The 20979-nt window shown below is 66.0% G+C and carries 16 protein-coding genes; 8 read left to right on the top strand and 8 right to left on the bottom strand.

Annotation, left to right across the window (positions count from 1 at the left end; genetic code table 11):
- Nucleotides 1-64: 64 nt before the first annotated feature.
- The 5 genes from acnD to CLU93_RS22035 form a co-directional block, all read right to left on the bottom strand.
- Nucleotides 65-2659, bottom strand: coding sequence for a Fe/S-dependent 2-methylisocitrate dehydratase AcnD (gene acnD, locus CLU93_RS22055; RefSeq protein ID WP_099764545.1), 2595 nt, complete (start codon nt 2657-2659; stop codon nt 65-67).
- A gap of 11 nt (nt 2660-2670) precedes the next feature.
- Entirely contained in the window at nt 2671-3825 is a 1155-nt protein-coding gene (prpC, locus tag CLU93_RS22050) for a bifunctional 2-methylcitrate synthase/citrate synthase (protein ID WP_099763307.1), read from the bottom strand.
- Nucleotides 3826-3900: 75 nt separating this feature from the next.
- Complete coding sequence (gene prpB, locus CLU93_RS22045) at nt 3901-4788, bottom strand: methylisocitrate lyase (RefSeq protein ID WP_071076691.1); 888 nt, start codon at nt 4786-4788, stop codon at nt 3901-3903.
- 354 nt (nt 4789-5142) lie between these two features.
- Nucleotides 5143-5391 (bottom strand): hypothetical protein, encoded by a 249-nt coding sequence (locus CLU93_RS22040; protein ID WP_096236077.1) that lies wholly within the window; start codon nt 5389-5391, stop codon nt 5143-5145.
- 123 nt (nt 5392-5514) lie between these two features.
- Nucleotides 5515-5751 (bottom strand): hypothetical protein, encoded by a 237-nt coding sequence (locus CLU93_RS22035; protein ID WP_099763306.1) that lies wholly within the window; start codon nt 5749-5751, stop codon nt 5515-5517.
- A gap of 165 nt (nt 5752-5916) precedes the next feature.
- Between CLU93_RS22035 and CLU93_RS22030 the strand changes: the two genes are divergently transcribed.
- The 5 genes from CLU93_RS22030 to CLU93_RS22010 all read left to right on the top strand — a co-directional run bounded on the left by CLU93_RS22030 (nt 5917) and on the right by CLU93_RS22010 (nt 15562).
- A complete protein-coding gene (locus tag CLU93_RS22030; RefSeq protein WP_099763305.1) occupies nt 5917-6774 on the top strand; it encodes an MBL fold metallo-hydrolase in 858 nt (285 codons plus the stop codon).
- Nucleotides 6775-6915: 141 nt separating this feature from the next.
- Nucleotides 6916-8304 carry a virulence factor gene (locus CLU93_RS22025; RefSeq protein ID WP_257225052.1) on the top strand — a complete coding sequence of 463 codons (1389 nt, stop codon included), beginning with the start codon at nt 6916-6918 and terminating at the stop codon, nt 8302-8304.
- Nucleotides 8305-8426: 122 nt separating this feature from the next.
- Nucleotides 8427-9884 carry an MFS transporter gene (locus CLU93_RS22020; protein ID WP_143451781.1) on the top strand — a complete coding sequence of 486 codons (1458 nt, stop codon included), beginning with the start codon at nt 8427-8429 and terminating at the stop codon, nt 9882-9884.
- On the top strand, nt 9881-11023 hold the full coding sequence (locus CLU93_RS22015; RefSeq protein WP_099763304.1) for an efflux RND transporter periplasmic adaptor subunit: 1143 nt from the start codon (nt 9881-9883) through the stop codon (nt 11021-11023). Before CLU93_RS22020 ends, CLU93_RS22015 begins: the two co-directional genes overlap by 4 nt.
- A gap of 9 nt (nt 11024-11032) precedes the next feature.
- Nucleotides 11033-15562 carry an efflux RND transporter permease subunit gene (locus tag CLU93_RS22010; RefSeq protein WP_099763303.1) on the top strand — a complete coding sequence of 1510 codons (4530 nt, stop codon included), beginning with the start codon at nt 11033-11035 and terminating at the stop codon, nt 15560-15562.
- On the opposite strand, the gene CLU93_RS22005 is transcribed toward CLU93_RS22010, so the two are convergent.
- A complete protein-coding gene (locus tag CLU93_RS22005) occupies nt 15549-16454 on the bottom strand; it encodes a LysR family transcriptional regulator (RefSeq protein ID WP_099763302.1) in 906 nt (301 codons plus the stop codon). The genes CLU93_RS22010 and CLU93_RS22005 overlap by 14 nt on opposite strands.
- Before the next feature lie 6 nt (nt 16455-16460).
- Nucleotides 16461-17909 carry a M20/M25/M40 family metallo-hydrolase gene (locus tag CLU93_RS22000; protein WP_099763301.1) on the bottom strand — a complete coding sequence of 483 codons (1449 nt, stop codon included), beginning with the start codon at nt 17907-17909 and terminating at the stop codon, nt 16461-16463.
- Between the two features lie 173 nt (nt 17910-18082).
- Here CLU93_RS22000 and CLU93_RS21995 point away from each other — a divergent pair, with 173 nt between their 5' ends.
- The 3 genes from CLU93_RS21995 to CLU93_RS21985 all read left to right on the top strand — a co-directional run bounded on the left by CLU93_RS21995 (nt 18083) and on the right by CLU93_RS21985 (nt 20267).
- Nucleotides 18083-18613: a GNAT family N-acetyltransferase gene (locus CLU93_RS21995; protein ID WP_099763300.1), complete on the top strand. Its 531-nt coding sequence runs from the start codon at nt 18083-18085 to the stop codon at nt 18611-18613.
- 120 nt (nt 18614-18733) lie between these two features.
- Complete coding sequence (locus tag CLU93_RS21990) at nt 18734-19174, top strand: glycine zipper 2TM domain-containing protein (RefSeq protein WP_099763299.1); 441 nt, start codon at nt 18734-18736, stop codon at nt 19172-19174.
- A 142-nt stretch (nt 19175-19316) separates the two neighbouring features.
- Nucleotides 19317-20267, top strand: a complete 951-nt coding sequence (locus CLU93_RS21985) for a PP2C family protein-serine/threonine phosphatase (protein WP_099763298.1) — start codon at nt 19317-19319, stop codon at nt 20265-20267.
- Here CLU93_RS21985 and CLU93_RS21980 read toward each other — a convergent pair.
- Nucleotides 20248-20667 carry a DUF2177 family protein gene (locus CLU93_RS21980; protein WP_099763297.1) on the bottom strand — a complete coding sequence of 140 codons (420 nt, stop codon included), beginning with the start codon at nt 20665-20667 and terminating at the stop codon, nt 20248-20250. The two genes, CLU93_RS21985 and CLU93_RS21980, sit on opposite strands and share 20 nt — an antisense overlap.
- Nucleotides 20668-20979: the final 312 nt, after the last annotated feature.

Raw genomic sequence — 20979 nt, 5'->3', positions numbered from 1 at the left:
GTCGGACCCTGAGGGTCCGACCCCAGACCTTGCCTTTGGGGTGAATTGCGCGATCACATCGCCATTACGCTGCCTTCGACGACTCGAGGAAATCCTGCGCAAAGCGTTGCAGAACGCCGCCTGCCTCATAGATCGACACCTCTTCCGCCGTGTCGAGGCGGCAGGTGACGGGCACTTCGAGCGTTTCGCCGTTCTTGCGGTGAACGAGCAGGGTCAACGTGGAGCGCGGCGTGCGCTCGCCCACGACGTCGTAGGTTTCGCTGCCATCGAGGCCCAGGGTCTTGCGGTTCACGCCAGGCAGGAACTCCAGCGGCAAGACGCCCATGCCCACCAGGTTGGTGCGGTGGATGCGTTCAAAACCTTCGGCCACGATGGCTTCCACGCCAGCCAGGCGCACGCCCTTGGCGGCCCAGTCGCGCGAGGAACCCTGGCCGTAGTCGGCGCCGGCGATGATGATCAATGGCTGCTTGCGCTCCATGTACACCTCGATGGCTTCCCACATGCGCGAAATCGTGCCTTCCGGCTCGATGCGCGTGAGCGAACCGGCTTTGACCTTGCCATCCTCGATGACCATCTCGTTCTTCAGGGTCGGGTTGGCAAACGTGGCGCGCTGCGCCGTCAGATGGTCGCCCCGGTGCGTGGCGTAGGAATTGAAGTCTTCCTCGGGCAAACCCATCTTCGCCAGATATTCGCCAGCCGCGCTATCGAGCATGATGGCGTTCGATGGCGACAAGTGATCGGTCGTGATGTTGTCGCCCAGGACGGCCAGCGGACGCATGCCTTTCAATGGACGTGCGCCAGCCAGCGCGCCTTCCCAGTATGGCGGACGGCGGATGTACGTCGTCTGCGGACGCCAGTCGTACAGGGGGCTGACCTTGATGCCGTCGTCCGCCTGCGCGGCAAACATCGGGATGTACACCTTGCGGAACTGCTCCGGCTTGACGCTGGAAGCGACGATGGCATCGATTTCCTCGTCCGACGGCCAGATATCCTTCAGCAGGATAGCCTTGCCGTCCGGGGCGATGCCCAGCACGTCCTTTTCGATATCGAAGCGGATAGTGCCGGCGATCGCATACGCCACCACCAGCGGCGGCGAGGCGAGGAAAGCCTGTTTCGCGTACGGGTGGATGCGGCCGTCGAAGTTGCGGTTGCCCGACAAAACGGCCGTGGCGTACAGGTCGCGCGACACCACTTCATCCTGGATGACGGGATCGAGCGCGCCCGACATGCCGTTGCACGAGGTGCAGGCGAACGCCACGACGCCGAAGCCCAATGTTTCGAGCTCGGTCATCAGGCCCGCTTCCTGCAGGTACAGCTCCACCGTCTTCGAACCGGGCGCCAGCGACGATTTGACCCAAGGTTTGCGGGTCAGGCCGAGGCGGTTCGCATTGCGCGCGATCAGGCCGGCGGCGATCATGTTGCGCGGGTTGTTCGTGTTGGTGCAGCTGGTGATCGCCGCGATGATGACGGCGCCGTCCGGCATCTTGCCCGGCTCGTTTTCCACCACGCCGGAAATGCCGCGTGCGGCCAGTTCCGAGGTCGGCACGCGGTTGTGCGGATTCGACGGCCCGGCGATATTGCGCACCACGGACGACAGGTCAAACGTCAATACGCGCTCGTACTCGGCGTCGACCAGGCTGTCGGCCCACAGGCCCGTCTCTTTGGCGTACAACTCCACCAGCTTCACCAGTTCGTCGTCGCGGCCCGTCAGTTTCAGATACTTGATGGTTTGCGCATCGATGTAGAACATGGCGGCCGTGGCGCCGAATTCCGGCGCCATGTTGGAAATCGTGGCGCGGTCGCCCAGGGTCAGGTGCGAAGCGCCTTCGCCAAAGAATTCCAGGTAGGACGAGACGACCTTCTGCTTGCGCAAAAATTCCGTCAGCGCCAGCACGGTATCGGTGGCCGTGATGCCCGGCTGCGGTTTGCCCGTCAGCTTGACGCCGATGATGTCGGGCAAACGCATCCACGAAGCGCGGCCCAGCATCACGCTTTCCGCTTCCAGGCCGCCGACGCCGATGGCGATCACGCCCAGCGCGTCGACCATGGGCGTGTGCGAATCCGTGCCGACCAGGGTATCGGGATAGGCCACGCCATTTTGCACCTGGATCACGGGCGACATGCGCTCCAGATTGATCTGGTGCAGGATGCCGTTGCCTGGCGGGATCACGTCGACATTTTTAAATGCCTTCTTGGTCCAGTCGATGAAGTCGAAACGGTCTTCATTGCGGCGGTCTTCGATGGCGCGGTTCTTGGCGAAGGCATCGGGGTCGAAGCCGCCGCATTCGACGGCCAGCGAGTGGTCGACCACCAGCTGCGTCGGCACGACGGGGTTGACCAGGGCCGGGTCGCCGCCCTGGGCCGCGATGGCGTCGCGCAGGCCTGCCAGGTCGACCAGGGCTGTCTGGCCCAGGATGTCATGGCAGACGACGCGCGCCGGAAACCACGGGAAATCGAGGTCGCGGCGGCGTTCGATGAACTGGCTCAGCGAGGCGTTCAGGGTGGCAGGGTCGCAGCGGCGCACGAGGTTTTCGGCCAGTACGCGCGAGGTATACGGCAAGGTGGCGTAGGCGCCTGGCTGGATCGCATCGACGGCGGCGCGCGTGTCGAAGTAGTCTAGCTGGGTGCCCGGCAAGGGCTTGCGGTGCAGGGTATTCATATTGGCACTCATTATTTGCGGTCCTTGATCGGCACGAATTCCAGGTCTTCCGGGCCCACGTAGTTGGCGCTCGGGCGGATGATCTTGTTGTCGATGCGCTGTTCGATGATGTGGGCGGCCCAGCCCGAGGTGCGCGAAATGACGAACAGCGGCGTAAACATCGCCGTCGGCACGCCCATCATGTGGTACGACACGGCCGAGAACCAGTCCAGGTTCGGGAACATGTTCTTGATTTCCCACATGACCGATTCCAGGCGCTCGGCGATATCGAACATTTTCGTGGAACCGGCTTCCTGCGACAGCGAACGGGCCACTTCCTTGATGACCACATTGCGCGGGTCGGAAATCGTGTAGACGGGGTGGCCGAAGCCGATCACCACTTCCTTGTTGGCGACGCGCTCGCGGATGTCCGCTTCCGCTTCGTCGGGGTTGTCGTAGCGTTTTTGAATGTCCAGCGCCACTTCGTTCGCGCCGCCGTGTTTCGGGCCGCGCAGCGCGCCGATGGCGCCCGTGATGGCCGAATGGATGTCGGACCCCGTACCGGCGATGACGCGGCTGGTGAAGGTCGAGGCATTGAATTCGTGTTCCGCGTACAGGATCAATGACGTGTGCATGGCTTTTTCCCACGACGCCGACGGTTTTTCGCCGTGCAGCAGGTGCAGGAAGTGGCCGCCGATCGAGTCGTCGTCCGTTTCCACTTCGATGCGCTTGCCGTTATGGCTGTAGTGGTACCAGTACAGCAGCATGGAGCCGAACGACGCCATCAGGCGGTCGGCGATGTCGCGCGCGCCAGGCGCGTTATGGTCGTCTTTTTCCGGCAGGGTGCAGCCCAGCACGGACACGCCCGTGCGCATCACGTCCATCGGGTGGGCGGCGGCGGGCAGCGCTTCCAGGGCCGACTTGACCGCCGACGGCAAGCCGCGCAGCGATTTCAGCTTGGCTTTGTAGCCTTTCAATTCGGCGGCGGTCGGCAACTTGCCGTGCACCAGCAGGTAGGCGATTTCCTCGAACTCGCAGCTGTCGGCCACGTCCAGGATGTCATAGCCGCGGTAGTGCAAATCGTTGCCGGTCTTGCCGACCGAGCACAGCGCCGTGTTGCCGGCAGTAACGCCGGACAGGGCGACGGATTTTTTAGGCTTGAAAGTAGCGACTTGCGGTGCGGTCATAGTGTTCTCCAGAAGATGATTGTCAGTCCAGTGCGGCGGGCCTGGGCCTCCCAAGGCCCGCTCTTGTATAGGTGCTTACTTCTTTTGCGCGGCGAACAGCGCATCGAGCTTTTGCTCGAAGTCGTGGTAGTTGATCGATTCATACAGCTCCATGCGCGTCTGCATGGTGTCGACGACATTCTTTTGCGTGCCGTCGCGGCGCAGGGCGCGGTAGACGTTGTCGGCCGCCTTGTTCATGGCGCGGAAGGCCGACAGCGGGTACAGGGCCAGGCCCACGTGGGCGCTGCGCAATTCGTCCAGCGTGAACAGCGGCGTGGAACCGAATTCCGTGATGTTGGCCAGGATAGGCACATTGACGGCCTTGGCGAACGTGGCATACATCTCCAGGTCCGTGATGGCTTCCGGGAAGATCATGTCGGCACCCGCTTCGACGCAGGCGACGGCGCGTTCCAGTGCCGCTTCCAGGCCATCGACGGCCAGCGCATCGGTGCGCGCCATGATGACGAAGTTCGGGTCCGTGCGCGCATCGACGGCCGCCTTGATGCGGTCGACCATTTCTTCCTTGCTGACGATTTCCTTGCCCGGACGGTGGCCGCAGCGTTTGGCGCCCACCTGGTCTTCGATATGCAGGCCGGCCGCGCCGAACTTGATCATCGATTTCACGGTGCGCGCCACGTTGAAGGCCGACGAACCGAAGCCCGTGTCGGCATCGACCAGCAGCGGCAGGTCGCACACGTCGGTGATGCGGCGGATATCGGTCAGCACGTCGTCCAGGCTGGAAATGCCCAGGTCGGGCAAGCCCAGCGAGCCGGCCGCGACACCGCCGCCGGACAAATAAATGGCTTTATAACCGGCGCGCTTGGCCAGCAAGGCGTGGTTGGCATTGATGGCGCCGACGACTTGCAACGGGGATTCTTCCTGGACGGCCTTGCGGAATGCGGCACCTGCGGAGTATTGAGTCATGTGTTCACCTTATGGGTTTCGGATGGTCCCGAATGTTTCACGGAGTGGCTATGAGCATCAGTATTGCAAATGCCGTGCCAGGGCCGCGCATCCACCCGGAAAGGACGCCAGTACGCAGTGCCATACGGGGGAAACGGCCATGTATCGGCGTGGCGTGCAGTGTCACGCAAGGGAGCAAGCATGTCACGATGCATGTCAACGATGTTTCAAATGTGTTTCAATCATTCCATTTGAAACATTGAAACATGAAACAAGCTGGACTGCCACCGGGCGGAACTCCGGACGGGACGGCGGGCGCGCACATAAAAAAACAGCCGGCGGGCGCCGGCTGCAGGTTTGCTGGAAATTCAGGAGCTAAGCCAGCCGCACCAGCGGGTTGGCGATGATGTTGTCGATCTGGCGCACGGCTTCTTCGCAGGCGGCGGCAATGGCGCCATCCTCGTCGTCGCGCACGAACTGCATGGTCGAGCCTTCGAATACTTCCAGGCCTTCCGCAGTGGCGCGTTCGATGTCGCAACTGGCAGACCATTTGCCATCGGTGGTGGGCACGGCCAGGGGAACGATTTCCCAGCCTTTATAGTGAATTTTAGAACTGTTTTCCATGGGGTGCCTCCTTGTGACTGACTCAATAGTGGAAATCGTAGCATGAAGCGGGACCGCTAGCGACGTGTTTCAGGCGCCGGCGCACGGTCAGGCTGACTTTCCGGCTAAACGATTTACGCTGGCTCAAGGACGCAGCAGATTATCCACTTCCGTCCTGGCCACTTCTATCCCGGCCGTGCAAGCCGTCTCAGGCGCCGCATAGCCGCCCAGGGTGCGGCTGCGCGTAATCGCTTGCGCCGCGCTCTCGCCCTCGCGCTGCAGGCGGTAGGTAAAATCCCATAAATCGTCGTTGTCCTTTTGCGGGGTCACCGAAATCGTAAAACCGCGGTACTGTTCGCTGCGTGCAGTAATATCGTTCATGAATTTCTCCTTGTAGGATGAGGTTACCACGCTGCAAGCGCCAGGGTGCGCACGACTGCCGCGCACTCCTTATCTGTTTTTCGCATGCCAAAGGTCAATTCTCAGCATTTTTTTAGCGCACTCTGGCGATATAATGCCCTTCCCTGTCCGTACTTTGCCGCCGCGATGACCCCACAAATCCAAGCTTTCTTCGATCCCGCCACCGCCACCGTCACGTATGTTGTGTACGAGGCCGATGGCCAGGACTGCGCCATCATCGATTCCGTGCTCGACTACGACCCGAAGGCGGGCCGCACCTCGACCACCTCGGCCGACAAGGTGATCGCCTTCGTGCGCGAACACGGCTTGCAGTGCCGCTGGCTGCTGGAAACCCACGCGCATGCCGATCACCTGTCCGCCGCGCCCTACCTGCAGCAGCAGCTGGGCGGCGACGTGGCCATCGGCGCCGCCATCCAGACAGTGCAGCAGGCGTTCGCCGCCGTCTACCACCAGGACGGCGCCAGGGCCGACGGCTCGCAGTTCGACCAGCTGTTCGCGCCCGACCAGGTGTTTCATATTGGCAAATTGGAAGTGCGCGCGCTGCACGTGCCCGGCCATACGCCGGCCGACCTGGCTTACCAGATCGGCGACGCCGTCTTCGTCGGCGACACCCTGTTCATGCCGGACGTGGGTTCGGCCCGCTGCGATTTCCCCGGCGGCTCCGCGTCCCTGCTGTACCGCTCCGTGCAGCGCCTGCTGGCGCTGCCGCCGCAAACGCGGCTGTTCATGTGCCACGACTATCCACCGAACGGCCGCGCGCCGCGCTGGGAAGTGACGGTGGCGGAACAGCGCGCCAGCAACATCCACTTGCGCGACGGCATCACGGAAGAACAGTTCGTGGCCATGCGCACGGGCCGGGACGCCACCCTGGACATGCCGACCTTGATCCTGCCCGCCATCCAGGTCAACATCAACGCGGGCAAGCTGCCCGAGCCGGAAGACAACGGCGTGCGCTACCTCAAAATACCGCTGAACGCGATCTGATTGCCTCGGGCACTCCCCGCCCCTCGCACCTCCTTTATTGACACCACGCAAGTTCCACCTCAGGCAATCCGCATACAGTGCAGATTGCCTGAGTTCACTTTGGCGCCGCCTTTTCCTGCTTGACGCTGACGGAGCGCCCGCATGTCGCCCGACCCTACGCTCGACAATAATTGCATCCTGCTCGCCGAAGCCGAAGGCACGACCTTGTTCAGCCATGCGCTGCCCATGCTCGCCGCGTTCTCCCTATTTGCGCTATTGACGGCCTGCGCCGTGCAACCTGCGCAGAAAGAAGACGATCTCCCAAGAAACACTGCCCATGCTCCCTTCCGGGCACAAGTGGTGGGCCTGCAGTGGCTCAATCCGCTGCAACGGCTCGACTATCCGACCGAGTGGCAGCTGCTATGGACGTTGGGATTGGCCAAGCCCAACGAAAATGACGATATGGTCAGGACGGATCCCAGGGGTTTCAGCACCCTGCAGGCCGTCGCCCCCATTGCCCACGATCTCGATGGCACGGAAACGTTCAAGGGCTATCACTATAAATATGTGCGAAAATTAACCAGCCTATTTCATGACATTTACTACTCCAGCCCCACCTACTTTTATCGGGTATATCCCAAGGATCAAAAACAGAACTGGCGCGAACTGGCAGGCATCCGCGTCGAATATGCCCTGCCTGCTGGCAAGTTGGACCCAGAAGAGGCAAGAAACACTACGCGCGAACGCATCACCGACACCTTCAGCATCGGCAACCCCCATTTCCCCACCCTCTGGACCCGCGCCACGCCACCCGACGTGCGCATCACCCTGGGCGGCAACAATGCGGGCTTCGTCTCCCTGCAAGCGGCGCTGGCCTATCTGGAAGCGCATCCGAAGGAAACCGTGTGGGTCATGAACTGGGATGCGCCGAGCCGGCCGAAAAGCATGCAGATCAATGAAAACCTGGTGCTGCTGGTGCTGGCCGGCCCTGATTACAAGACGGAGCGCGCGGCGCTGGCGTGGATAGGCTACCCGGCCACGAAAAATGTGGCGGACTTTGAACTGGCCAAGGACCAGCCGCCGCGCGCCGTGCAGGCGTGGCAGGCCGTATTTGCCGAAGCGGCGCGCCATGGCGGCAAGACGGAAGAAGACATCGGCTACGTCATCCACGACGCCAACAGGACCTTGCCCACCTCCTCCGACCGGCTGGGACAGCTGGCGCAGGCGCTGACCATGGAAGTGCCGGGCTTCGACTTCCTGCCGCAGACCTTCAATACACCGGCCCTGCTGGGCGAAATGGGTGCCGGCACGGCGCTGACCAACGTGGCCCTGGGCATCGCCCATGCGAACCACGCCGGCAAACCCGTACTGGTGGCCGGCACCAGCGATCCTGCCAGCGTCACGGGGGTGCTGGTGTCGCCGCCGGCCACAGTGCGGCCCATCAATCACGACAAACCGTGGTTCCGCGCCCGCGGCGAAAACCATGCGTATTTGCCGTGGTGGGGCATCCGTCACGATGCGGCGGATGCTATGCAGGGTTATTCAGATTGAAGTCCGAAGGCACCGCTCCTCACATGGCGTCAAACGCAATAACACAATGCAGATGATGCGTCTTCCGCCATGCCAGATCCCTCAGTACCATGTGGTGACCCTATTCGAGGATCCACCACGCCATGCAAGCACCGTCAAAACCCGCTCCACCCGAGCAGCAAGCCACCGAAGCCGGTAGCGTCACCACACCCGTGCGCGGCGCGCTTGCCAGCCTGTCCCTGGCGATGCTGCTGCCCGCGCTGGGTACCAGCATCGCCAACGTGGGCTTGCCCGACATGGCCAGGGCCCTGCACGCACCGTTCCAGGATGTGCAATGGATCGTGCTGGCGTATCTGCTGGCCATCACCGCGCTGATCGTCAGCGTGGGGCGGCTCGGCGACCTGCTCGGCCGGCGCCGCCTGCTGCTGGCCGGTATCGCGCTGTTTGCCCTTGCCTCCATCCTGTGCGCGCTGGCGCCCACCTTGTGGCTGCTGGTTGCCGCCCGCGCCGTGCAGGGCCTGGGCGCTTCCGTCATGATGGCGCTGACCATGGCCTTTGTCGGCAGCACCGTGCCCAAGGCCAGGACGGGCAGCGCCATGGGCCTGCTCGGCACCATGTCGGCGGTCGGCACCACGCTCGGCCCCGCGCTGGGCGGCCTGCTGATCGCGCACTTCGGCTGGCAAGCCATTTTCCTCGTCAACGTGCCGCTGGCCGGCGTGGCGCTGCTGCTGGCCTGGCGCTATCTGCCGGCCGACCAGCGCGGCGCGCACGCCAAGCGTCCCGTGTTCGACCACTGCGGCACCGTGCTGCTGGCCCTGACCCTGGGCGCCTATGCGCTGGCCATGACCCTGGGCCGCGGCCATTTCGGCACGCGCAACGTGGCGCTGCTGCTGGCCGCCTGCGTGTGCTCCATCGTGTTCGTCCGGGTCGAACTGAAGGCGCCGGCGCCGCTGATACGCCTGGCCATGCTGCGCGCGCCCGTGCTCAGCGCCGGCCTGGCGACCAGCATGCTGGTCTCGACGGTGATGATGTCCACCCTGGTGGTCGGCCCCTTCTACCTGGCGCGCGGCCTGGGCCTGGGCACGGCCGTCACCGGCATGGTGCTGGCGGCCGGGCCGCTGGTGGCCGCGTTCTGCGGCGTGCCGTCCGGCTGGCTGGTGGACCGCTACGGCGCGCAGCGCATGGGCGGCGCGGGCCTGTGCGGTGCGGCCGGCGCCTGCCTGGCGCTGGCCCTGCTGCCCGCCAGCCTGGGCATCCCCGGCTACGTCGCACCGATCACGCTGCTGACGGCCAGCTACGCGCTGTTCCAGGCGGCCAACAATACGGCCGTGATGGGCGATATCGTTGCCGACCAGCGCGGCGTCATCTCGGGCATGCTCAATCTGTCGCGCAATCTGGGCCTCGTCACGGGCGCCTCCGTGATGGGTGCCGTCTTCGTTGTCAGCGCCGGCGATATCACCGGCGCCCAGCCAGCCGCCATGATCGGCGGCATGCACGCCACCTTTGCCGTCGCCAGCGCGCTGATACTCGCCGCGCTGGCCATTTTCGCGCTCGGCCGCGCCCTGGCCAAGCCCCCTACGCCTTCCGGAGACCCCGCATGATGCGCCACCGTCCGATCCCGTCCCTGCCCGTCCCGCTGTTACTGCTGCTGGCCCTGGCCTGCAGCGCCCCTTTATCTGGCTGCGGCCGTTCCCAGGCCGCGCCTGGCGGCCCGCCGCCCAAGCCCACCGTGTCCGTGGCGCTGCCCGAATCGTCGATGGTGCAAGCGAGCCTCGACTACACGGGCCGCATCGAACCGTCGCAGCGCGTGGAAGTGCGCTCACGCGTGTCGGGCTATTTGCAGCAGATCGCCTTTCGCGATGGCCAGCAGGTCAAGGCCGGCGATGCGCTGTTCGTCATCGACCCGCGCCCCTTCGCGGCGGCGTGCGACCGCGCCCGGGCCAGCCTGGCCCAGGCCCATGCGCGCAGCAAGCTGGCCACGGCCCAGTTCGAGCGCAGCAGCCGGCTGCAGCAAACGGGCGCGGCCAGCACCGAGGAGCTGGAACGGGCGCGCGGCGAACTGGAAGGCGCGCAGGCGGCCGTCATGCTGAGCCAGGCGGAATTGCGCAGCGCCGAGCTGGAACTGTCCTTCACCACCATGCGCGCTCCCATCGCCGGCACCGTGTCGGACCGCCGCGTCGATGTCGGCAACTATGTGGCCGGCGGCGCGGCGCAGGGCGGCGTGCTGACCACCATCGTCGCGCACAGTCCCGTGCGCGCCATGGTCGACCTGTCGGAAGCGGATTTCCAGCGCCTGCGCCAGCACAGCAGGCTGCCGTCCAAGGTGCAACTGGCGCTCGACGGCGGCGGCCCCGCGCAGGACGCCAGCGTGGACTTTGTCGACAACGAAATCAGCGCCCGTTCGGGCACCGTGCGCCTGCGCGCCAGCCTGGCCAACGCCGACCGCGCCATCATGCCGGGCAGCTTTGCGCGCGTGCGCATTCCCGTCGGCGCGGCGCAGCAGCGCCTGCTGGTGCCCGACGCCGCCATCCTCAGCGACCAGAACAAAAAAATGGTATTCGTCGTGGACGCGGCGGGCAAGGTAGCGCCGCGCAAACTGGAACTGGGCGGCCTGCAGGGCGACAAGCAGATCGTGCTGTCCGGCCTCACGCCGCAGGACAGGGTCATCGTCTCCGGCGCGGCCAAGGTGCGACCGGGCGACCAGGTGCTGGTGGCCGCTCCGCGCGCCAACGGCGCATAAGGAGAGAGCATGCGTTTCTCCCAATTTTTCATCCGCCGTCCCGTGTTTGCCATCGTGCTGTCCATCCTCATCACCCTGGTGGGCGCGGTGTCGGCCATGCGCCTGCCGATCTCGGAGTTTCCCGAGATCGTGCCGCCCACGGTGACCGTGAAGGCCAACTATCCTGGCGCCTCGGCGCAGGAAATCGCCGATACCGTCGCCGCGCCGATCGAACAGGAAATCAACGGCGTCGACGGCATGCTCTACCTGTCCTCGCAGTCGGTGGGCGACGGCAAGCTGACCGTCAGCGTGGTGTTCAAGGCGGGCACCAACGTCGAACAGGCGCAGTCGCTGGTGCAGAACCGCGTGGCGGTGGCCGAGGCGCGCCTGCCCGAAGCCGTGCGCCGGCTGGGGCTGGCCGTCAAGAAGGCATCGCCCGACCAGCTGATGGTGGTGCTGTTCGATTCGCCCAAAGGCACGCGCGACCAGCAGTACATTTCCAACTTCATCGGCACGGCCATCAAGGACAAGCTGGCCCGCGTCGAAGGCGTGGGCGACATCTACACGCGCGGCGCGCGCGACTTCTCGATGCGCATCTGGCTCGACCCGGCGCGCGTGGCCTCGCTGGGATTGACGGCGCAGGAAGTGATCGCGGCGGTGCGGCAAGCCAATTCTCAGGTCGCCGCCGGCGTATTGAACCAGCCGCCCGGCGGCAGCGACGGCGCCTTCCAGGTGCAGGTGCAGGCGCAAAGCCGCCTGCGCGACGTGGGCGAATTCGAAGCCATCGTCGTGGCCGCCCATGCCGGCGGCGGCGTGGTGCGCCTGCGCGACGTGGCGCGCGTCGAGATGGGCGCGCAGGATTACACGGAAAGCGGCTTTGTCGACAACCGCACGGCCATCGCGCTGAGCATCAGCCTGCTGCCCGGCTCGAACGCGCTGGCCACGGGCGACCGCGTGCTGGACCTGCTGGCCAAAATGCAAGCCGACTTCCCGCAGGACGTCGCCTACCACAGCTATTACAATCCGACCGAATTCATCCGCTCCTCGATCGACAAGGTGCGCGACACCATCTTCGAGGCGGCCTTGCTGGTGTGCCTGGCCATGCTGCTGTTCCTCGGCTCGTGGCGCGCCGCCATCATTCCCATCCTGGCCATTCCCGTGTCCCTCGTCGGCACCTTCAGCGTGCTGGCCGCGATGGGCTATACCCTCAATACGCTGTCGCTGTTCGGCCTGGTGCTGGCGATCGGCATCGTCGTTGATGACGCCATCGTGGTGGTGGAAAACGTCGAGCGGCACATGGAGGACGGCATGAGTCCCGTCGCTGCGGCGCAGCGCAGCATGGATGAAGTGGGCTTCGCCCTGGTCGCCATCGCGCTGGTGCTGGTGGCGGTCTTCGTGCCGACGGCCTTCATCGACGGCATCTCCGGCATGTTCTACCGCCAGTTCGCCGTCACCATCGCCGCCTCTACCGTGATCTCGGCACTGGTCTCGCTGACGCTGTCGCCGGCCCTGGCCGCGCTGCTGCTCAAGCCGCAGCACGATGCCAACAGCCTGGGGGCGCGCTGGATGCGCATTTTCAACCGCGGCTTTTCCCGCCTGACGGCCGGCTACGTGCGGCTGACGGGACGCATCCTCTCGCGGCGCTGGCTGATGCTGCCCGTGTACCTCGTGCTGGCGGGCCTGACCCTGTGGCGCCTGGACGCGACGCCGCGCGGTTTCGTGCCGCAACTGGACCGCGGCTACGCCATCGTCTCGATCCAGCTGCCGGCCGGCTCGACCCTGGCGCGCACCAGCGAAGTGGTGCAGGATGCCACGGCACGCCTGATGAGCCATCCCGGCGTGGCTCACACGGCCGCCTTCGTCGGCACCGACGGCGCCACGTTCACGTCGGCCCCCAACACGGCTGTCATCTTCACCATGTTCAAGGACTTCGGCGCGCGCGCCAGCGATGGCCTGGACGGGCCGGCCATGCTGGGCGCCCTGCGCGGCAAGCTGGCGCCCATCAGCGCGGCGCGCGTGATGGTGATCCCGCCGCCTTCCGTGCGCGGCATCGGCACGGGCGGCGGCTTCAAGCTGATGCTGCGCGACACGGGCGGCCTGGGACCGCAAGCCTTGCAGGCGGCCGCGCGCGGCATCGCCGAGGAAGCATCCAGGCTGCCCTCGGTAACGGGCGCTTTCACGCCGTTCAACGCCATGAGTCCGCAGATCAAGGTCGAGCTGGACCGCACCAAGGCCGAATACCTGGGCGTGCCGCTGCTGCGCCTGAACGAGACCCTGCAAAGCTACATGGCGCCCGTGTTCGTCAACGACATGAACCTGATGGGCCGGGTCTGGCGCGTCACCGCCCAGGCGGACGCGCCCTACCGGCGCAGCGTGGCGGATCTGGCAGCCCTGAAGACGCGCGCCGTCAACGGCGACATGGTCCCGCTGGGCAGCGTGGCCACCTTCAGCGAAGGCACGGCGCCGTTCCGCGTGCCGCGCTACAACCTGTATCCCGCGGCCGAAATCCAGGGCAGCACCAAGCCTGGCTACTCGACGGGGCAAACCATCGCCGCGCTGGAAGAACTGCTGAAGGCGCGCCTGCCGGCCGGCTTCGACTACGAGTGGACGGAACTGGCGCTGCAGGAAAAACACGCGGGCGGCAGCACCGGCATGGTGCTGGGCCTGGCCGTGCTGCTCGTGTATCTGCTGCTGGCAGCCCTGTTTGAAAGCTGGCTGCTGCCCCTGTCCGTCGTGCTGATCGTGCCCAGCTGCGTGCTGGCCACGCTGATCGGCGTGTCGTGGCGCGGCCTGGACAACAACGTGCTGACGCAGATCAGCATCGTGGTGCTGATCGGCCTGGCGGCCAAGAATGCCATCCTGATCGTTGAATTCGCGCGCCAGGCGATGGCGGCCGGCGCCGATGCGCGCGAGGCGGCCATCGCCGCCGCCCGCACGCGCCTGCGGCCCATCCTGATGACCTCACTGGCCTTTTTGCTGGGCGCGATACCGCTGATGCTGTCTTCCGGCCCTGGCGCGGAAATGCGCCAGTCGATGGGCACGGCCGTCTTCGCCGGCATGTTGGGCGTGACCGTGTCCGGCCTGTTGTTTACACCGTTGTTTTTCACCTTGCTGAGCCGGCGCCGCGCGGCGCCTTTGCTGGCGGCGGCGCTGCTGGCCCTGGCCGGCTGCAGCGTCGGCACGCCCACGGCGACGCGGGCGCTCGATACTGCGCAGCTGCCGCTCCTGCCCTCGGCCGCCGGCGCACCGGAGCTGCAGGCCGGCGCCCCGCCGGCGCTGTGGTGGCAAGCACTGGGCGACGCCAGGCTCGATCAATTAGTGCAACGCGCCTGGCAAGACAATGACGACGTGCGCATCGCCGCCGCGCGCCTGGCCAGCGCCAGCGAATACGCGCAAGCGGCGCGCGGCGCGCGCCTGCCAGCGGCGGACCTCGACGCCCAGGCCGGGCGCGCGCGTCTGGCGGCGATCGGGAGCCGCGACGGCCAGCCGCACATCGCCTCGCCGGTACAGTGGAACGCCGTCTTCAGCTGGGAACTCGACCTGTTCGGTCGGGTGCACCACAGCATCGCCGCTGCCGAGGCCACGGCGGACGAACGCGCCGCCGTGCGCGACGACGTGCGGCGCCTGATCCTGGCGCAGGTGGTCGATGCCTATCTGGTGCTGCGCGGCGCGCAGCAGATGCGCGCCAGCCTGCAGGAGCAGCTGTCGAACCAGTCCGGCACCTTGCGGCTGGTGCGCGAGCGCGAGAACGCGGGCCGTGCGGCGCCGGCCGAACGCATGCGCGCCGAGGCGCAGATGCGCCTGGCCAGCGCCCGCCTGCCCAGCCTGAACTTTGATGAGCGCGCGGCGCGCAACCGCCTGGCGACCCTCACGGGGCAGCGCCTCGATGCGCCGGAACTGGCGGCGCTCGACCAGCCGATGCCGCTGGCGCTGCCGCAGACCCTGCTGACGGATGAACCGGCCCACCTGCTGCTGCGCCGGCCCGACGTACGCGCGGCCGAACGCGCACTGGCGGCGGCCAGCGCGCGCGAAGGCGCGGCCATCGCCGAGCGCTTCCCGCGCATCAGCCTGGCCGCGCTGTTCGGCGCCTCGGGCGTGGCGGGCGACTGGCATGGCGGCGACGCGGCGCGCTGGCATGCGGGCGCCGCCTTTACCCTGCCGCTGTTCGATGGCGGCACGCGCCGCGCCCGCGCCCGCGCGGCAGGCGCCGACGTGCTGGCCGCGCAGGCCGGCTTCGACAAGGCGCTGGCGCTGGCACTGGAAGAAACCGACAGCGCCATCGCGCAATGGGTGCAGCTGCGCAGCCGCCATGCGGAACTGCGCGAAGCGCACCAGCTGGCGCAGGACAGCGCGCGCCTGGCCAGGGTGCGCTACCAGGAAGGCGCGGAAAGCCTGCTCGGCGTGCTGGAAGCGGAACGCATCGCGCTGGCCACGCAAGAGCAGCTGGTGACGGCCCACCGCGACGTGGCCATCGCCACGGCCCGTGGCTACACGGCCATGGCAGGCGGCTTCGACGGGCCCGCGCAGCAGGCCGCTGCCGGTGGCATCAGCCGGCGTTGATCCGGGCCGCGCAGGCGTCGACCACGCAGCCGCGCAGCCAGCGGTGGGCAGGGTCGGCATCCATGCGCGGATGCCACATCAGCGACACGGTCAGGTCGGGCATGCCTAGCGGCAGCGCAAAACTGAACATGCCGGCGCGCAGATTGCCCGTATGCCGTTCCGGCACGGTGGCGATCAGGTCGGAGCCGGCGGCCAGCGCCAGCGCCGCCGTAAAGCCGCCGACGATGCTGGCGATCGTGCGCTGCAATCCCAGGGCGGCCAGGGCGTCGTCCATCGGTCCCGTATCCTGGTCGCGCCGCGCCACCAGCACGTGCTGGCCGGCCGCATAACGCTCGGCGCTGATGTCGCCTTGCGCCAGCGCATGGCCGTTGCGCACCACGCCCACAAAACGGTCGCCAAACAGCCTGCGCGTGCGCACTTCCGGGCTGGTGAGACTGCCGATCACGCCCGTTTCCAGGTCGATGCTGCCTTCGCGCAGCTGCACGCTTTCGCGGTCCGGCTTTTGCACAAAGCGCAGACGCACGCCAGGCGCTTGCGCGCCGATATGCGCGAGCAGCGCCGGGCCGAAATTTTCCACGAAACCGTCGCTCGCACGCAGCGTGAATGTCTGCGCCAACTGGCGCGGATCGAGCTGCTGCGCCGGACCCAGTACGGCCAGCACCTCGCCCACCAGCTGCCCCACCCGTTCGCGCAATTCCAGCGCGCGCGGCGTGGGCACCAGTTCACGGCCGGCACGCACCAGCAGCGGATCGCCGGTCGTCTCGCGCAGGCGCGCCAGGGCGCGGCTCATGGCCGATGGACTCAGGCGCAAGCGCCGCGCCGCGCGCGTGACGCTGCCTTCGGCCAGCAGCGCATCGAGGGTGATCAACAGGTTCAGGTCGGGTAGCGACATAGGCGCTTACTCGCCCTGCTCCGGCGCGCGGCCGATCTCGCCGTCGAGATTGGCCAGGAACCAGGCCAGCGACGCCATCAGCGCCACGTTGCGCTTCAGGTTATCCGGGTCGACCTTGTCCAGGGTGTCGGCCGGTGTGTGGTGGTAGTGGAAGTAGCTGTGGCTGTCGACCAGCGGCTCGAAGCTGGGCACGCCGCCCGTTTCCAGGCGGTGCAAGTCGCCCGTACCGAGCGCGTCGCGGCGCGTGAACGCGTGCGCGCCCATCGGTTGCAGGGCGGCCAGCAACGGTGCAAACAGTTTTTCCGCCTTCGGCCCCACGCTGGCCTTGATGCCGAACGGACGGCCGGCGCCGCTGTCCATCTCGATGGCAGCATATTGTTTGCCGAGCGCCTGCTTGTGGGCCTCGAAATAGGCCTGGCCGCCACGCCCGCCATTTTCCTCGTTCATCCAGGCGATCACGCGGATGGTGCGGCGCGGACGGTAGTCGAGCTTTTTCAGGGTTTCCACCACGCCCATGGCCGCCACCACGCCGGCGCCGTCGTCGTGCGCGCCCGTCGCCAGGTCCCAGGAATCGAGGTGGCCCGAGACCACCACCACTTCGTCGGCCTTGTCCGTGCCCGGCCAGTCGGCGATGACGTTGTAGCTGTCCGCCTCGGGCAGGTTTTGTGGCGTCAGGGTCAGGTGCATTGTCATCGGGCCGCGTGCGGCCAGGCGGCCGATCAGCAAGGCGTCTTCCACCGTGACGGCGGCGGCGGGAATGCGTTTGTTGTCATCGAGGCCCGTGGCGCCCGCATGCGGGATGCGGAAGTTCGCGCCGCCCACCGAACGTACCAGCGCGGCGGCCGCACCCAGGTCGGCCGCCGCCTTCGGTCCATTGAAACGGAAGCGCGAACCCTGGCCGTAGGTGACGCCGGCCAGACCCCGCTCGGCCATCTCCTGGTCGAACGGCGTGTCGATCAGCACGATGGCGCCCTTCACTTGCGCCGCGCGCGCCTTGAGTTCCTCGAAGCTTTTGACGATGATGAGGGGCGCCGTCAGGCCGGCGGCCGGCGTGGCGCCCGAACCGCCCAGGGCGGTGAGTACCACGCGCTGCGATACGCCCTGCGGACGGCCCGCATAGTCGACGATGTCCGCCGTTTCCACGCCGCGCACCCAGTGCGGCACTTTCACGGGCTGCAAGGTGACGGTGGCGCCCAGCTGGCGCATGGTCTCGGCCACCTGCTGCACGGCGGCGGCCGCGCCGGCGGAACCGGACAGGCGCGGGCCGATCAGATCCGTCATGTCGGCCAGGCGCGCATACGCCCAGTCGCTGTGCAGCGCCGTGTCGCGTACCTGCGCCAGCGCTTGCGGCGCATTGCCTGGCGCGGAGGCAAAGGCGCCGGCGCTGACGATGCAGCCAAGGGCGATGAATAAAGCGGAACGGCGCAGTGGCGCGCCAGTCAGGATGGTAGGCATGTAATGTCAATTCCAGTCAACGAGGTCGAAGCGGGTACGCCGTGGCCAGGGGCAAGGCGCGGCTTTCTACGATAGCGTATTTGTTCTGTCATTGCAGCAACTTTTACGGCATCGATTGCCTCTCCCCCCGGAGTCGATTACCATCAAGACCGTGATCGCTACCGGATACCGCCATGCTCAAGGGAACACTCTGTAACGTCCGGCATTTGCAGGCCGCCGACCTGAATGCCTATATTTCCCTCGTCAACGACCTGCCCTCGCGCGGCGAGTTTTTCTCGATGCAATTCAAGTCGCCCGAGGCCATGCGGCGCGACTTCCTGCAATCGGGCTTTGTCACCGAGGACAGCGAATTGTTCCTCATCGAAGACAAGGCCCAGCACATCATCGGCACGATCACGCACTTCAAGAGCCGCACGCCAGCCTCGCGCGAGATCGGCTACCGCCTGTTCGACCGGCAGCGGGACGGGCGCGGCTACATCAGCGAAGCGACGCGCCTGGTGGTCGATTACCTGTTCAACGCTTATGCGTATCACCGGCTGGAGCTGCTGATGGACCCGCTGAACATCGGCTCCGAGCGCATCGCGCAAAAGAACGGCTTTACCGAGGAAGGCTTGATGCGCCAGGCGTTTTTTATCAATGGCGTGATGCGCGATGTCAAAATGTACAGCCTGCTGCGGCCCGAATGGCAGGCGTGCCTGCGCTGACTTGTTACCGTCGGGGCAGGAATGTAAGAAGTTGTATTAGACGTGGAACAAGCTGGTGACAGCAGCTATAGTCCAGTCCATGCAGATCATTGTGATCTCGCCGGAATGGAAGGAAATGCCATGTTGAACAAGAAACTCCTGGGTGCGGTAATGGTAGCGGCAGTGGCTGTGTCTTCGGCCGCAGTCGCCGGTGACCGCGACTTCAATACCGTTGCAGGCGCCGTTGTCGGAGCGGCCATTGGCAACAGCACCGGCGGGCGCAATGGCGCGATCGTCGGTGGCGTGCTTGGCGCCGCCGTCGGTAACAGCATCAGCACGAATGACCGCCATTATGACCGTGGCGGCTATCGCGGCGGCTACCGCGAAACCTATTACGCGCCTGCGCCGCAACCGGTGTACTACGCGCCGGCACCACAGCCCGTGTATTACGCGCCGCCACCACGCTACTACGGCCCACCGGCTGTCGTCTACGTGCAACCGGGCCGCGGCTACTACCGCGACCATGGCCGCCGCGACTACCATGACCGCGGTCACGGTCACGGCTGGGGCCATCGCCGTTAAGCGCCGCCCTGCACCATAAAAAACCTGCGCCAGCCTGCTGTCGCAGGTTTTTTTGTTAGATAAGCAAGGTATCGCCCCTGCACAATTTCGGCTAAGCTGTATCCTATGATCAACATTGCTGGCCGCGTGGACCGTTCAACCGATGCATTTAATCAAAGACGCGCTTGACTTCGGCCCCTGGCTCGATGCCGCCGCCGGCAGCAGCGTGGGCGCCGGCCCCCTGCCGCGGCGCGAAAACCAGGACAACTTCCTGCTGATCGATGCCAGCGGCCACGCCGTCTGCCTGTCGCGGCAGGCGCCATTCCATTGCCAGGTGCCAGGCTGGCCGCGCGGCCATGTGCGCGCAGCCGTGCTCGACGGCATGGGCGGCCACGGCCAGGGGCGCGAGGCGGCGGAAGCGGCCGTGCAAGGCTTGCTGGCCATGCCCGCCTGCCTCGACCCGGCCAGCCTGGCAACCAGGCTCGACGCTCTGCATACGCGCTTGCAGGACGGTTTTGCCAGGAGCACGCCGGCCCAGGCGCGACCGCCGGGCACCACGCTGACCTTGCTGGAAGTGCCGCCCGGCGAAGCGCCGCTGCTGTATCACGTGGGCGATTCGCGCCTGTATGAACTTGCCGATGGCGTGGCCAGCATCCTCACCGTCGACCACGTGCCGGCCACCGTGTACGCCATGCGCGGCGCGCTCGATGAGACGCGCTGGCGCGCCACCGTGCACGGCGAGCACCATCCGCAAATCTCGCAGGCATTTATTTTAGGCAACGCCCTGAGTGACAGCTTGCAGCTCGACAAGCCCCTGCGCGGCCTCGATGCATCCACCTTGCCGCCCTTCCTGGCGCATCTGGGCGACCGCCGCGTGCTGCGCGTGCGCCCCGGCGCCCACTATCTGCTGGCCAGCGACGGCTTCTGGGCCTGTGACGATCCGCTGGCGCTCACGGCACGCTGGCCCGCCTTGTGTGCCGGCAAGAGTGCTGCCCAGGCCGTCAGCGCCCTGTTCGACGACTTCCTCTCCGATCCGCCAACAGGTTTACATAGCGACAACATTACCTTGCTGGCGCTGCGCTTCGAGGCGGCGTTCAGCGCCCCAGTCGGCTAGCCGCCAGATAACCGGCCGTCGCCGACACGGCCGACAGCACGGCGCCCCAGGCCATGTCGATCGCCGTCAGGCCCAGCGGCCAGTCGCGCAAGGTGGCATAGTTGCTCAAATCATAGGTGCCATAGGCAAGCAGTCCAAGCAGCGCGCCCAGCGCCGCCGCCGTGCGCCCGCGGCGCGCGCGCAGTCCGGGCAAGATGGCAAACACCAGCAGCCCCGCCACGTACAGCAGATAAAACAACACGGCCGGCGCCCAGCGCGGGGACTCCGCCAGCAGCGGCCCCAGCGCCGCCGCGTACACGGGCTTCATCAGCACCGCCAGCCACAGGGCGTCGATGGCCAGGAAGACGCACAAGGTGGCGGCATAGGCAACAACAAGCTGGAGCGGGCGTTGGGCGGGCATGATCGTCTCTCGATTCAAGCATTGGGCGAACGGCCAGCATAAGGCAAAATACCCCTGGCTCGCATCGCGGGCGTAAAAATGCCCGGCCGGCGCGCACGCGCATTGATCGGAAGCGACCCCATGCAATATCAAAATAACATATCCAGAAAGACATAATGTGTGTTTTTGAGCAATAGTTTCCATGACACATATGAAGGGGTGTGACCAGGGACATGAATTTGGGCAAAAAGTGCGCATTCCGAGGCCGCGAAAGTTGCCAAGCAGGCGCAAAAGCGCGTAAGCTCTCATCTAGACCAGAGGGCCAAATGTCCC

This window comes from Janthinobacterium sp. 35 (genome assembly GCF_002754575.1).
In the GTDB taxonomy this organism is placed as follows: domain Bacteria; phylum Pseudomonadota; class Gammaproteobacteria; order Burkholderiales; family Burkholderiaceae_D; genus Janthinobacterium; species Janthinobacterium tructae.
Note: the sequence above shows the minus strand (reverse complement) of the source record. Positions and strands in the feature narration are given on the sequence as shown.